Origin of the sequence: Bradyrhizobium sp. 179, assembly GCF_023073535.1 — a bacterium.
Classification (GTDB): Bacteria; Pseudomonadota; Alphaproteobacteria; order Rhizobiales; family Xanthobacteraceae; genus Bradyrhizobium.
The window spans coordinates 180521-193520 of record NZ_JADPJR010000144.1 but is presented as its reverse complement, the minus strand read 5'-3'; the positions used below and the strand labels follow the sequence as shown (position 1 = coordinate 193520).

The following is a 13000-nucleotide window of genomic DNA, read 5'->3' as shown; positions in this document are numbered from 1 at the left end:
AGATGGAGAAGCAATCCATTCTTGTTTAGATGGAGCCGCTCGCGTCTGTTACCTATGGTTGCTGGTAGATTGATTGGACGCTACGACCGCTTCTGGCCCTTCTCGGAAGTCCGACAACGTCCGCTTTCGCGCCGCTGTTGGAGGACAGCGGACATCACCCGCGCCTACTCTTAGCAGCAGATTTTATGAGTACGCACCCTAGGGCTTCCTTTGCGCACGCTTTGGGCTGTCACCGTCGTTCTCGTTTGTCTCGGTTCGCCAGCGCAGGCCGCGGGAGAGGCAGACGTGGTGAAGTTCTTCGGTGAACAGCTTGCCGGCCGCGCGGTGGGCGCTCGATAGCGGTCCATCCATTGACACTCTCGGCCAATAGAGCCTGCTAGCGTCAGATCGACGCTTGCGAATGGCGTAGCTCACTTCGCCGCGGACATTCGTGCGGGCGTCAATCTTCAAAGCCGGAAACGTCCGCCGATCTCATGGGCGCATTAAATTCCGCCAAGCCTTGCAATTGACGATGATGAGGTATATGTTGAGGCTGTTCGTTCAGCCGCTGTGCCTTGTTGAATGCGCCTGCGGGCTCCTTTTCCAGAGACATCGACGAAATGAATTTTTTCTGCGTGACGTTCACGCGGAATGTGCGCGTGTGCGCTTTGGAGAAGAACATGACGACAGGTACTGTGAAGTGGTTCAACGGCCAAAAGGGCTTTGGATTCATTCAGCCTAACGACGGCGGGAATGATGTGTTCGTTCACATCAGCGCGGTCGAGCGGGCTGGTCTTGCGGGTCTCGCTGAGGGCCAGAAGGTCAACTTCGAGCTCAAGACCGACAAGATGCGGGGCAAGGTCAGCGCAGAGAATCTCTCGCTGGCATAAAGGCCCTGGCGCCGTTTCACGGATGTACTGAAACGGCCACGCTACCCGCTCGATCCCCCGATTGAGCGGGTTTTGTCCGTTGTCGAGCAGGTGAACAATGAGCGCCAAGAGATCGGCTGAACCGTCGCCTGAAGCCGTCGCACGCTCCAATCGCCAGCGTTTGGCCGCTGAAGAAGGCGCGCGCGCCATGGCGGACGCCGAAAAGCAGGCCGTGGACGTTCGCAAGAACATGGCGCGGCTTCGAGAGCTGCGCGAAGCCAAGGAAGTCGCCGACGCAACCCTTCAAGCATCGTTGCCGGCGCCTGTAACGGCCAAGCGCAACAAGAAGCTGCGGCGATAGTCGTCTCCATACTGCCGACGACATCCGGAGGGCCGGTCACATGCAAAGGATGCGGGTCGTGCCTAGAATTAAATCGGACGGCGGTGGCACCATCACTTTCTTTCTCGCGCTCGGCGCGGGCCGGCAGATGTGCCGACTGGCCACCACGTTTCAGACGCAGAAGCAGGCCTTCAGCTATCTTCAGAAATACCGGACGGAATTCGAGCGCATCGCGCGAACGCGGCTCGCTTCGGGGGAGCTCGAGGACGGGGTCGTCGTGCTCTCGATGCTCTAAAGTGCGATGAGATCGGGATGAAACGCCATCGCGCCTAGGTCATTGTTTGACCGTGATCTTTTCGGAAAACCGGTTCACACTTGCGCTAACGCGGCGCTTCGGGTCCGGATCTTGCTCTAGGCCGGCGTCGGGCGCCCATTTCGATGCAGCTCGTCCAGTGCGATCCGGAACTGGTCCACAACGCTGCTATTCGGAGTGGCTCTTGGGCTTGGCCTCGCGGGCCAATCGCTCCGCTTTCAATCGCTCGCGATTCTCGTTGAAGGATTGCTGGTCCTTCGCATAGTCATTCATCGGCTTTTGGGTTTTGACAGGCTTGAACGCCTTGTTGGCTTCGCGCTTGGCGCGATCAGAGGATTGATCTTTCAACATTTCGACCTCGATTTGATCAACGAGCGTGGTCCGGACGATAGCTGAATGCCACGCCTCCGGCGCCCACGCTGACAAGGATAGACACCCTCCGGACGAGAAAGGCGGCCAAGTCGTTGAACAGATCTCTTGCGAGGCGCTCAGTCACTCGCCGTGAAGGAGGTGCGCCCGCACTTCTGAGAGCGCACCGGTCAGGATCATAACCGTGGGTCACCGTATGGGTTCCTCGATGACCAATCTGAATTCAACGTTGGTTTGGCCGAACATTCCGCGGATTCAAAGCCAAGACGCTGCAACTGCTCGGCGAAGTCGTTCGGACACTCGCAGTGTCGTTCAGACGAGGGCGAAGGGCGGGTGAAGGGTGCAAGCCCCGAGCCTGATTCCGTAGCTTTGGACCATGGCATAATACTCCTGTTTTGCCCGACGGGTCAAAGAATGTTTCGAAAAATCAGCAATCCCTTTTCGACCAAGGAGTTAGCTACTGTGCATGGGGTTGTTTTTCGACTTTTTGCGTTGATGCCCCGTGATGGCAGGCATTCTCATGCAAAAAGGGCCGCCTCGACGGGCGGCCCTTTGTCTCGCGGCGAACTGCTTTCCGCTTACTCCGCGGCCTGCTTCTGCGGCGGATCGAGTGCGCCGGACTTGTGGATATCGGCGACCTGGTGGTCGCTGAAGCCGAGCACCGAGCGCAGGATCTCGTCGGTGTGCTCGCCGAGCAAGGGCGAGCGGGTCACGTCCGCCGGGCTATCCGACAGCTTGATCGGGTTGCCGACCGAGATGTATTTGCCGCGGGTGGGGTGATCGACCTCGACCACGGTGCCGGTCGCGCGCAGCGACTGGTCCTCGGCGATCTCCTTCATCGACAGGATCGGGCCGCAGGGGATGTCGTCCTTGTTGAGGATTTCCATCGCCTCGAACTTGGTCTTGGTCATCGTCCACTGCTCGATGCGGGCGAAGATCTCGTTGAGGCGCGGCAGGCGGGCCGCCGGCTTGGCGTAGTTCGGATCGGTCTTCCAGGTCGGCTCGCCGATCACGTCGCAGATCTTCTCCCAGACCGGGGCTTGCGTGATGAAGTAGATGTAGGCGTTGGGATCGGTCTCCCAGCCCTTGCACTTCAGGATGCGGCCGGGCTGGCCGCCGCCGGAATCGTTGCCGGCGCGCGGCACGGCATCGCCGAACGGAATGCCTTCGCCGAACTGGCTGTATTCCTTGAGCGGGCCGTGGGCGAGGCGCTGCTGATCGCGCAGCTTGACGCGGCAGAGGTTGAGCACGCCGTCCTGCATCGCTGCCGTGACGCGCTGGCCCTTGCCGGTGTGGGTGCGCTGATAGAGCGCGGTGACGATGCCGAGCGCCAGATGCAGGCCGGTGCCGGAATCGCCGATCTGTGCGCCGGTGACGAGCGGCAGGCCGTCGCGGAAGCCGGTGGTGGAGGCGGCGCCGCCGGTGCACTGCGCGACGTTCTCATAGACCTTGCAGTCTTCGTATGGGCCAGGGCCAAAGCCCTTGATCGAGGCGACGATCATCTTGGGATTGATCTGCTGGATCTTCTCCCAGGGGAAGCCCATGCGATCGAGCACGCCGGGGCCGAAGTTTTCCACCAGCACGTCGCACTTCTTGATCAGCTCGGTCAGGACCTCTTTGCCCTTGGGGTTCTTGGTGTCGAGCGTGATCGAGCGCTTGTTGTGGTTGAGCATGGTGAAATACAGGCTGTCCACGTTCGGGATGTCCTGCAGCTGGCCGCGGGTGATATCACCCACGCCCGGACGCTCCACCTTGATCACGTCGGCGCCGAACCAGGCGAGCAGCTGCGTGCAGGTCGGTCCGGACTGGACGTGGGTGAAGTCGAGAATGCGAACGCCCTCGAGCGCTTTGGTCATCGTGTTGCTCCTGTTACCACTCTGTTTCCGTCATGCCCGCGAAGGCGGGCATCCAGTATTCGCTATCGTTTCGGTTGGGCTCAGTGCTCGCCACAATGGATGGTCCGGCGAATACTGGATTCCCCGCCTGCGCGGGGAATGACCCGCAGTTACTTCTTCTTCTGCAGAACGCTCTGCGGATTGAGGTTGCCGATGCGGCCGCTCTCCGAGCCCGCGGCCGGATCGATCACCGCGTTGATGAGCGTCGGCTTGCCGGACTCCATCGCCTCATTGACCGCGCGCTTGAGCTCGTCGGGCGAGGTGGCATTCACGCCGACGCCGCCGAAAGCTTCCATCATCTTGTCGTAGCGCGCGCCCTTGACGAACACCGTCGTCGCGGGATCGGAGTTGGCGCCGTTGACGTCGGTGCCGCGATAGATGCCGTCATTGTTGAAGATGACGACGCAGATCGGAAGGTTGTAGCGGCAGATGGTCTCGACCTCCATGCCGGAGAAGCCGAACGCGCTGTCGCCTTCCACTGCGAGTACGGGATGACCGGTCTCGAGTGCGGCCGCGATCGCCTGGCCCATGCCGATGCCCATCACGCCCCAGGTGCCGACGTCGAGACGCTTGCGCGGGCGATACATGTCGATGACGCCGCGCGCGAGGTCGAGCGTGTTGGCGCCTTCGTTGACGAGGATCGCCTCGGGGTGCTCCTTGATCACGTTCTTCAACACGCCGAGTGCGCCGTGATAATCCATCGGCGACTTGTTGTTCATGAGCTTCGGCGCCATCTTGGCGACGTTCTCCTCGCGCTTGGACGTGATCGCCTTGGTCCATTCGGCGGGCGGAGCGGTCCAGCTTGAGCCCATCGCCTGGTTGAAGGCGGAGACGACCGAGCCGATGTCGCCGACCACGGGCGCGACGATCTCGACGTTGGAGTCCATCTCCTTCGGCTCGATGTCGACCTGGATGAACTTCTTCGGCGCTTCGCCCCAGCTCTTGCCCTTGCCGTGCGACAGCAGCCAGTTCAGCCGCGCGCCGATCAGCATGACGACGTCGGACTCTTTCAGCACCGTCGAACGGGCGGCGCCGGCGCATTGCGGATGCGTGTCGGGGAGGAGGCCCTTGGCCATGCTCATCGGCAGGAACGGCACGCCGCTCTTCTCGACGAAGCTCTTGATCTCCTCATCGGCCTGCGCGTAGGCCGCGCCCTTGCCGAGGATGATGAGCGGGCGCTTGGCGCTCTTGAGCACATCGAGCGCGCGCTTCACCGAAGCGGGCGAGGGGATCTGTGCGGGTGCAGCGTCAATCACCTTGACCAGCGACTTCTGGCCGGCATCGGCGTTCATCACCTGGCCGAACAGCTTTGCCGGCAGATCGAGATAGACACCGCCGGGACGGCCGGAGACTGCGGCGCGGATGGCGCGGGCAAAGCCGATGCCGATGTCCTGGGCGTGCAGCACGCGATAGGCTGCCTTGCACAGCGGCTTTGCGATCGCGAGCTGGTCCATTTCCTCGTAGTCGCCCTGCTGGAGGTCGACGATCTCGCGCTCGGAGGAGCCCGAGATCAGGATCATCGGATAGCAATTGGTGGTGGCATGCGCGAGCGCGGTGAGACCGTTGAGGAAGCCGGGCGCGGAGACCGTGAGGCACACGCCGGGCTTCTTGGTGAGGTAGCCGGCGATGCCTGCGGCGTAGCCGGCGTTCTGCTCGTGACGGAAGGAGATCACGCGAATACCGGCGGCCTGCGCCATGCGGCCCAAATCCGTGATCGGGATACCCGGCACATTATAGATGGTGTTGATGCCGTTCAGCTTGAGCGCGTCGATAACGAGATGGAAGCCATCCGTCAGTTCCTGCTCGGTGCCCGGTGCTTCGGACTTGGTCGCGGTATTCAGCATGGGCCTTGTCTCCCTGGTCTCTCGTAGTGGGGCGAGTGCTTCGCCCTTCTGGTGAACGTTTGCTAGGTAAAGAGCTACGTGAATAGTTCCTGGCCGTGCGCTTCGACGTACGCGGCAAGGCCAAGGGTGTGATCGCGGGCGCGCTTCTCGGCGAGCTCGGTGTCGCGCGCTTCCAGCGCTTCGATGATGCCGAGGTGCTCGGGCAGTGACGTCGCGGTGCGGTCCTTGCGTCCGATGGTCAGCTGGCGATAGCCGCGCACGTGCAGCAACAGGTCGTTGGTGAGATCGACCAGCACGGGGGATTCCGACAGCGAGATCAGCGCCTGGTGGAAGGCGATGTTGGCGCGCGAATATTCCTCGACATGATCCTCGGGCAGGCGGTCCTTGCCAAAGTCCTTGAAGAAGTCGCGCAGCGCGGTGATGTCCTTCTTGCGCGCGGTGGTGGTGATGAGGCGGGCGGCCATGCTTTCCAGCGCTGCCCAGGCGCGGATCATGTCGACGATCTCGGTCTTGGTCCTGCGCACCACCATGATGCCGCGGCGCGGCACCGTCTTCACGAATCCGTCCTGCTCGAGCATGGCGATGGCTTCGCGGATCGGCGTGCGGCTGACGCCCAGCCGTTCGGACAGCGCGCGCTCGTCGAGCATCACCGGCTCGGGCGTCGAGTAGATGTCCATCTTGAGGATGGCTTCCTTCAAGGCGTCATACGCCTTGTTCTTGAAGCTGCTCTCCGGGGCAATGCGAACGATTGCGATGTCTGCCTCGGCCATATTCGGCAACGCCTTGGTTGGTTTCCGTAGTGACACGACGAATCTCCTCCAGTGGGAGTCGTCTTTTACAGGAATATTAACGGGAAAGTTTTTGGCATACCACATGCCAGAATGTCAAGCTGGCGATTTTTTGCGGCGTTCTAAGGGGTGCACTGGCTTGACAAGTTGGCTTCTGGCATACCAAATGCCATCGCCAGCCATTTTTGATCCAAGCCGGCGGAGTAGTCTTGGGCTTATGCCACTCCGTTCCGCCCTGGAACAGAGCGCGGCGAATGGCACGCATCACCGGCAGCCGCTAACCACGCGCGCGCTTTGCAAAGAACGAACTAAGGTCAAGGGAGAAGCCACATGTCCAATTCCAAAGATGCCGTCCGCAAGGTGCTTGACCAGGTCAAGGCGGACAACCGCACCAGCCTGACGGCGCCGGAAGGCAAGCTGGTCTGTGACGCCTACGGCATTCCGGTGCCGAAGGAGGGCGTGGCCAAGTCGGCGGGCGAAGCCGGCAAGATGGCGTCCGCGATGGGCTTCCCCGTCGTGATGAAGATCGTCTCGCCGGACATTCTCCACAAGACCGAAGCCGGCGGCGTCATCGTTGGCCTCAAGACGGCCGAGGAGGCCGAAAAGGCCTACGAGACCATTCTTTCCAACGCCAAGAAATACAAGTCCGATGCCAAGATCGAGGGCATTCAGGTGCAGCAGATGCTGGCCGGCGGCACCGAAGTCATCGTCGGCTCGATCACCGACGGCTCGTTCGGCAAGCTGGTCGCCTTCGGCCTCGGTGGCGTGCTGGTCGAAGTCTTGAAGGACATCACCTTCCGCCTCGCACCTGCGACCAAGGAAGACGCGCTCTCGATGCTCGATGGCATCCAGGCGCATGAGATCCTAAAGGGCGTGCGCGGCGGCGAGGCGGTGAACCGCACGGCGCTCGCCGACGTCATCGTCAAGGTCTCGCAGCTCGTCACCGACTTCCCTGAGATCGTCGAACTCGACCTCAACCCGGTGTTCGCGACGGCGAAGGGCGCAACCGCCGCCGACGTTCGTATCGTCGTCGACTTCGCCTACGTTCCCAAGCCGAAGCCGCGCCCGACCGAAGAGATCGTCGCGGCGATGAACCGCATCATGCAGCCGAAAGCGGTCGCGGTGGTCGGCGCCTCCGCCGAAGACGGCAAGATCGGCAACTCCGTGATGAAGAATCTGATCAACGGCGGCTACAAGGGTGAGATCTATCCGATCCATCCCAAGGCCGCCGAGATCCTTGGCTACAAAGCCTATAAGAGCGTCAAGGACGTGCCCGGCGTGATCGACGTCGCGGTGTTCGCGATCCCCGCGAAGTTCGTGGCGGCGGCGCTGATCGAATGCGGAGAGAAGAAAATCCCGGGCGCGGTGCTGATTCCGTCGGGCTTTGCGGAGGCCGGCGCGCCCGAGCTCCAGGCCGAGATCGTCGAGGTCGGCAAGAAGTACGACATTCGCCTGATGGGGCCGAACATCTACGGCTTCTACTATACCCCGGCCAACCTCTGCGCGACCTTCTGCACGGCTTATGACGTCAAGGGTCACGCGGCGCTGTCGTCGCAGTCGGGCGGGATCGGCATGGCCATCATCGGCTTCTCTCGCTCGGCCAAGATGGGCGTGTCGGCGATCGTCGGCCTCGGCAACAAGTCGGACATCGACGAGGACGATCTGCTCGCCTTCTTCGAGCAGGATCCGAACACCAATTTGATCGCGCAGCACTGCGAAGACCTCAAGGACGGCCGCGCATTCGCGGAAGCCGCAAAACGCGTCTCCAAGAAGAAGCCGGTCGTCGTGCTCAAGGCCGGCCGTACCTCGGCAGGCGCGAAGGCGGCGTCCTCGCACACCGGCGCGCTCGCCGGTAACGACCGGATCTACGAAGACGTGTTCAAGCAGTCCGGCGTGATCCGCGCGCGGTCCCTGCGCCAGTTGCTCGAATTCGCCCGCGGCGTTCCGGTGCTGCCGACGCCCAAGGGTGAGAACGTACTGATCATCACCGGTGCCGGCGGCTCGGGCGTGCTGCTGTCGGACTCCTGCGTCGACAACGGCCTGTCGCTGATGTCGATGCCGCCGGACCTCGATGCGGCGTTCCGCAAGTTCATCCCGCCGTTCGGCGCGGCCGGAAACCCTGTGGATATCACCGGCGGCGAGCCGCCGATCACCTACGTCAACACCGTCAAGCTCGGCCTGTCGGATGAGCGCATCCATGCGCTGATCCTCGGCTACTGGCACACCATCGTCACCCCGCCGATGGTGTTCGCCCGCAACATGGTCGAGGTGAAGAAGGAGATGGAGGCCAAGGGTTTCGTGAAGCCGATGGTCGCCTCGCTCGCCGGCGACGTCGAGGTCGAGGAAGCCGCCGAATATCTCTACCAGAACGGCATCCCGGCCTATGCCTATTCGACCGAGCTGCCGGTCGAGGTGCTGGGCGCCAAGTACAAATGGGCGCGCGGGGCAGGGCTGCTCTGAGCGTTATCTGTCATCCCGGGGCGACGCGACGGGACCGCGCAAGCGCGGCCCGGAGGGTCCCCGGGATCTCGAGATTCCGGGTCTGGTACGCCAGGCTCGCGCTGCGCGCAGTCCCGGCGCACCATCCCGGAATGACGGACGCATAAGCGGCAGGTCGCGATGAGCAAGAACGTGATCCGGCGCAAATCGCTCGAGCCAAGGTCGACCGCAGAGGCCGACCACGAGGTGCGCGACGGCGGCGTGCAGTCCGTCGACCGCGCGCTATCGATCCTTGAAACGCTCGCCGAGGACGATGAAGGCTATCGCCTCAGCGATCTCGCCGTCCGCACCGGCCTGTCGGCCTCCACCGTGCACCGCCTGCTGGCGACGCTGGAAAGCCGACGCTTCGTGCAGTTCGACCGCGCCGAATCCAAATGGCATGTCGGCGTGCGCAGCTTCACAGTCGGCGCGAGCTTCGCGCGGCGGCGCAATTTCTCCACGCAGGCGATCCCTTACTTGCGCAAGCTGCGCGATCTTACCCGCGAGACCGCCAATCTCGCCGTCGTCGACGACGAGTTCATCATCGTCCTAACCCGCATGGAGAGCCGCGAGATCATGCGATCGCTGACCCAGGTCGGCGGCCGTGTCCCCATGGTGACTTCCGGTGTCGGCAAGGCGGTGCTCGCGACCTATTCCGACGAGGACGTCGGCGCCGTCATTCGCCACCACGGCATGCCCCGCCTGACCGAGAAGTCGATCGTGCGGCCGAGCGACCTGTTCAAAGAGCTCGAAAAGATCCGCAAGCAGGGCTACGCGCTCGACGATGAAGAGGCCTGCATGGGTCTGCGCTGTGTCGCCGCGGTCGTCTACAATGACTGCGCCGAGCCGCTCGCGGCGATTTCGGTCTCCGGCATGACGAGCCGGCTGACCGACCAGAGGTTGCCGGAAATCGGACAAATCGTGCGAGATGTCGCCGCCGAACTGACGGCAGCGCTCGGCGGGGTCATCCCGACGCCCCTCTAACCAGAACCACCGGGGTGATGTCACTGGACAGCATCGGCCGTTTTGGCTGATATGCGACCAAACGACACAATGCGGCAAACGTCCGCATGAGCCTGGAGATGCCCCCATGTTTCAATTTCCCGCGCGCGTTATCGGCGCAGCCGTCGCGTTGACCCTCGCGGCAGCCAATCCGGCTTTTGCCCAGCAGCTCGAGCTCAAGCTGATGGCGCCGGCGGCGCCGGGCGGCGGCTGGGACCAGACTGCGCGCTCGATGCAGCAGGCGCTGGTGGCCTCCGGCGTCGCGCGCAGCGTGCAGGTCACCAACGTTCCCGGCGCCGGCGGTAGCGTCGGCATCGCCCAGTTCGTCAACGGGGCCAAGGGCGACGGCAACCAGATGATGGTCAACGGCTTCGTCATGGTGGGCGCCCTCGCCATGAACAAGTCGCCCGTCACGCTCGAGCAGGTGACGCCGATCGCGCGCCTCACCGAGGAAATCCAGGTGATCGTGGTGCCCGCCAATTCGCCGATCAAGAATGCGCAGGATCTCGCCGCCGCGGTGAAGGCCGATATCGCCAAGGTGACCTTCGCCGGCGGCTCGGCCGGCGGCGTCGACCACGTGATGGCGGCGCTGTTCGCCGGCGCCGTCGGGGCCGACGCGAAGAAGATCAACTACATCCCGTTCTCCGGCGGCGGCGAGTCGCTGGCGGCGATTCTCGGCGGCAAGGTCACTGCGGGCATTTCGGGGCTGAGTGAATATGAAGGGCAGATCAAGTCCGGCAAGCTGCGTGCGATCGGCGTAACCTCGGAGAAGCGCATCGCCGGCAGCGACATCCCGACTTTCAAGGAGCAGGGCATCGATCTCGTGATCGCCAACTGGCGCTCGGTGGTCGCACCTCCCGGCATCACGCCGGAGCAGCGCAAGATTTTGAGCGATGCGGTCGAGAAGATGGTGAAATCGGACGCCTGGAAGGAGATCCTCAAGCAGAAGGGCTGGGAGGATGCCTATCTCGGTGGCGACGCATTCGCCGACTTCCTGAAAAAGGAGACGACACGCGTCACCGACGTGCTGAAATCGGTCGGCCTGGTCAAGTCATGACCTCAGTCGATCCGGCCCACTCGCGGCGGCACGTCGATCGTGCCGGTCTGGTCATCGCCGCACTGCTCGCAGCTCTCGCCGCGGTGCTGGTCTGGGACGCACGCGGCCTGCCGTCCACCGGGATGTACGGGATGGGGCCCGAAGCGATGCCCGTCGTGGTCGCCTCCGGGCTTACGCTGCTGGCGATCGGCAATTTCATCGACGCGCTACGTGGCAATCTGCCGGCGCGCGAGAGTGCCGATCCCGTCCCCGTGGTTCTGATCCTCGTCGGCCTTGCGCTGCTGATCGCCATCATCGGCTTCGGTGGCGGGTTCATCCTGTCGACCTCGGCACTGTTCGTCACGACCTCAGCCGCGTTCGGACGCCGTGCCATCCTTGCCGATTCCATCATCGCCCTCGTGATGTCGACGCTCATCTATCTCGCATTTGATCGGCTGCTGACGCTGAGCCTTCCGGCTGGCCCTCTGGAGCGACTGCTGTGATCGACACTTTTGCCGCGCTCGCTCATGGCATGGCAGTCGCCATCCAGCCGATGAATCTGCTCTATGCGCTGATTGGCGTGTTCCTCGGCACCGCCGTTGGCGTGCTGCCCGGCATCGGGCCGGCGCTCACGGTCGCACTGCTCTTGCCGGTCACCTACAAGCTCGATCCCGGCGGCTCGCTGATCATGTTCGCCGGCATTTATTACGGCGGCATGTATGGCGGCTCGACCACCGCGATCCTCATCAACACGCCCGGCGAGAGCGCCTCGATGGCGACCGCGCTCGAAGGCAACAAGATGGCCAAGGCCGGCCGCGGCGGGCCGGCGCTTGCGACCTCCGCAATCGGCTCCTTCGTCGCCGGCACCATCGCCACTATCGGTCTGGCGTTCCTCGCGCCGTGGCTGGTCGATTTCGCCGTGCGCTTTGGCCCGGAGGATTATTTCGCGCTGATGTGCGTCGCCTTTGTCACGGTGTCGGCTACTTTCGGCGATTCCCCGATCCGCGGCCTGACCAGCCTGTTCATCGGCCTGACGCTCGGTCTTATCGGCATCGACAAGCTGACCGGCCAGGCGCGGCTTGCGTTCGGCATCCCCGAGCTGCTCGATGGCGTCGAGGTGACGACGCTTGCGGTTGGTCTGTTCGCGGTGGGCGAGGCGCTCTACGTCGCATCGCGCCGCCACCACACCGAGGAGAAGCTCGAGCCGGTGCGTGGCTCGCTGTGGATGACGAAGGAGGACTGGAAGCGCTCGTGGAAGCCGTGGCTCCGCGGCACCATGTTCGGCTTCCCGATCGGCGCGTTGCCTGCGGGCGGTGCGGAGATTCCGACCTTCCTGTCCTACTCGACCGAGAAGCGGCTGACAAAACATCCGGAAGAGTTCGGCAAGGGCGCGATCGAAGGCGTTGCGGGACCGGAGGCCGCCAACAATGCCTCCGCCGCGGGCACGCTGGTGCCGCTGCTCACGCTCGGGCTGCCGACCTCGGCGACGGCCGCGATGATGCTCGCAGGTTTCCAGCAATACGGTCTCAACCCGGGACCGTTGCTGTTCGCCGAACGGCCCGACCTGGTGTGGGGCCTCATCGCCAGCCTCTTCATCGCCAATGCGATGCTGCTGGTGCTCAATCTGCCGCTGGTCGGCCTGTGGGTGCGGCTGCTCGCGATCCCGCAGCCCTGGCTCTATGCCGGCATCCTCGTGTTCGCAACCATGGGCACCATCGCCGCAAAGCCGTCGGTGGTCGAGTTGTCGATGCTGGCCGGCTTTGGCGTGCTCGGTTTCCTGATGCGCCGCTTCGATTTTCCGATCGCGCCCGTGGTCGTCGGCCTGATCCTCGGTCCGATCGCCGAGAGCCAATTGCGCAGGGCACTCGCGATCAGCCTCGGCGATCCCATGACGCTGGTTCAGAGCCCGATCTCGGCGACCCTGCTCGGCGTCGCGCTGATCGCGCTGCTGGCACCCTTCGTCCTGAAGGGACTCGGGCGATTTAGGGCGAACGAGGATTAGCGGAGCCTAGAAGGTGGAGCGCGTCTGCCCGATGCGTAAGCACGGATGCCGCATTATTTGAGTTGCCCCTGCTGCCGTCGGGGGC

General features: G+C 63.3%; 13 protein-coding genes. 8 read left to right on the top strand and 5 right to left on the bottom strand.

The window, feature by feature from the left end; all coding sequences use genetic code 11:
* Nucleotides 1-439: 439 nt before the first annotated feature.
* Nucleotides 440-661 carry a hypothetical protein gene (locus tag IVB12_RS33870; RefSeq protein ID WP_247306270.1) on the bottom strand — a complete coding sequence of 74 codons (222 nt, stop codon included), beginning with the start codon at nucleotides 659-661 and terminating at the stop codon, nucleotides 440-442.
* On the opposite strand from IVB12_RS33870, the gene IVB12_RS33865 reads away from it, so the two are divergent.
* The 3 genes from IVB12_RS33865 to IVB12_RS33855 all read left to right on the top strand — a co-directional run bounded on the left by IVB12_RS33865 (nucleotide 660) and on the right by IVB12_RS33855 (nucleotide 1483).
* Nucleotides 660-869 (top strand): cold-shock protein, encoded by a 210-nt coding sequence (locus tag IVB12_RS33865; protein WP_007593324.1) that lies wholly within the window; start codon nucleotides 660-662, stop codon nucleotides 867-869. The genes IVB12_RS33870 and IVB12_RS33865 overlap by 2 nt on opposite strands.
* 97 nt (nucleotides 870-966) lie before the next feature.
* Complete coding sequence (locus tag IVB12_RS33860; protein WP_247278262.1) at nucleotides 967-1209, top strand: transcriptional regulator; 243 nt, start codon at nucleotides 967-969, stop codon at nucleotides 1207-1209.
* 49 nt (nucleotides 1210-1258) lie between these two features.
* Complete coding sequence (locus tag IVB12_RS33855; RefSeq protein ID WP_247278277.1) at nucleotides 1259-1483, top strand: hypothetical protein; 225 nt, start codon at nucleotides 1259-1261, stop codon at nucleotides 1481-1483.
* 186 nt (nucleotides 1484-1669) lie between these two features.
* Here the strand turns inward: IVB12_RS33855 and IVB12_RS33850 are convergent, their stop codons facing one another.
* From IVB12_RS33850 to IVB12_RS33835, 4 genes are all read right to left on the bottom strand, one after another.
* Nucleotides 1670-1852: a hypothetical protein gene (locus tag IVB12_RS33850; protein ID WP_247306267.1), complete on the bottom strand. Its 183-nt coding sequence runs from the start codon at nucleotides 1850-1852 to the stop codon at nucleotides 1670-1672.
* Nucleotides 1853-2448: 596 nt separating this feature from the next.
* Complete coding sequence (frc, locus tag IVB12_RS33845) at nucleotides 2449-3726, bottom strand: formyl-CoA transferase (RefSeq protein ID WP_247306264.1); 1278 nt, start codon at nucleotides 3724-3726, stop codon at nucleotides 2449-2451.
* A gap of 149 nt (nucleotides 3727-3875) precedes the next feature.
* Nucleotides 3876-5609 carry an oxalyl-CoA decarboxylase gene (oxc, locus tag IVB12_RS33840; RefSeq protein ID WP_247278260.1) on the bottom strand — a complete coding sequence of 578 codons (1734 nt, stop codon included), beginning with the start codon at nucleotides 5607-5609 and terminating at the stop codon, nucleotides 3876-3878.
* 74 nt (nucleotides 5610-5683) lie between these two features.
* Complete coding sequence (locus IVB12_RS33835; protein ID WP_247278275.1) at nucleotides 5684-6379, bottom strand: GntR family transcriptional regulator; 696 nt, start codon at nucleotides 6377-6379, stop codon at nucleotides 5684-5686.
* A gap of 348 nt (nucleotides 6380-6727) precedes the next feature.
* Between IVB12_RS33835 and IVB12_RS33830 the strand changes: the two genes are divergently transcribed.
* The 5 genes from IVB12_RS33830 (at nucleotide 6728) to IVB12_RS33810 (ending at nucleotide 12915) form a co-directional block, all read left to right on the top strand.
* Nucleotides 6728-8857: an acetate--CoA ligase family protein gene (locus IVB12_RS33830; RefSeq protein WP_247306262.1), complete on the top strand. Its 2130-nt coding sequence runs from the start codon at nucleotides 6728-6730 to the stop codon at nucleotides 8855-8857.
* Between the two features lie 159 nt (nucleotides 8858-9016).
* A complete protein-coding gene (locus IVB12_RS33825; protein WP_247306260.1) occupies nucleotides 9017-9859 on the top strand; it encodes an IclR family transcriptional regulator in 843 nt (280 codons plus the stop codon).
* A gap of 106 nt (nucleotides 9860-9965) precedes the next feature.
* Nucleotides 9966-10934, top strand: coding sequence for a tripartite tricarboxylate transporter substrate binding protein (locus IVB12_RS33820; RefSeq protein ID WP_247306258.1), 969 nt, complete (start codon nucleotides 9966-9968; stop codon nucleotides 10932-10934).
* Nucleotides 10931-11416 (top strand): tripartite tricarboxylate transporter TctB family protein, encoded by a 486-nt coding sequence (locus IVB12_RS33815; protein WP_247306256.1) that lies wholly within the window; start codon nucleotides 10931-10933, stop codon nucleotides 11414-11416. Before IVB12_RS33820 ends, IVB12_RS33815 begins: the two co-directional genes overlap by 4 nt.
* Nucleotides 11417-11445: 29 nt before the next feature.
* Nucleotides 11446-12915 (top strand): tripartite tricarboxylate transporter permease, encoded by a 1470-nt coding sequence (locus IVB12_RS33810; protein ID WP_247306286.1) that lies wholly within the window; start codon nucleotides 11446-11448, stop codon nucleotides 12913-12915.
* Nucleotides 12916-13000: the final 85 nt, after the last annotated feature.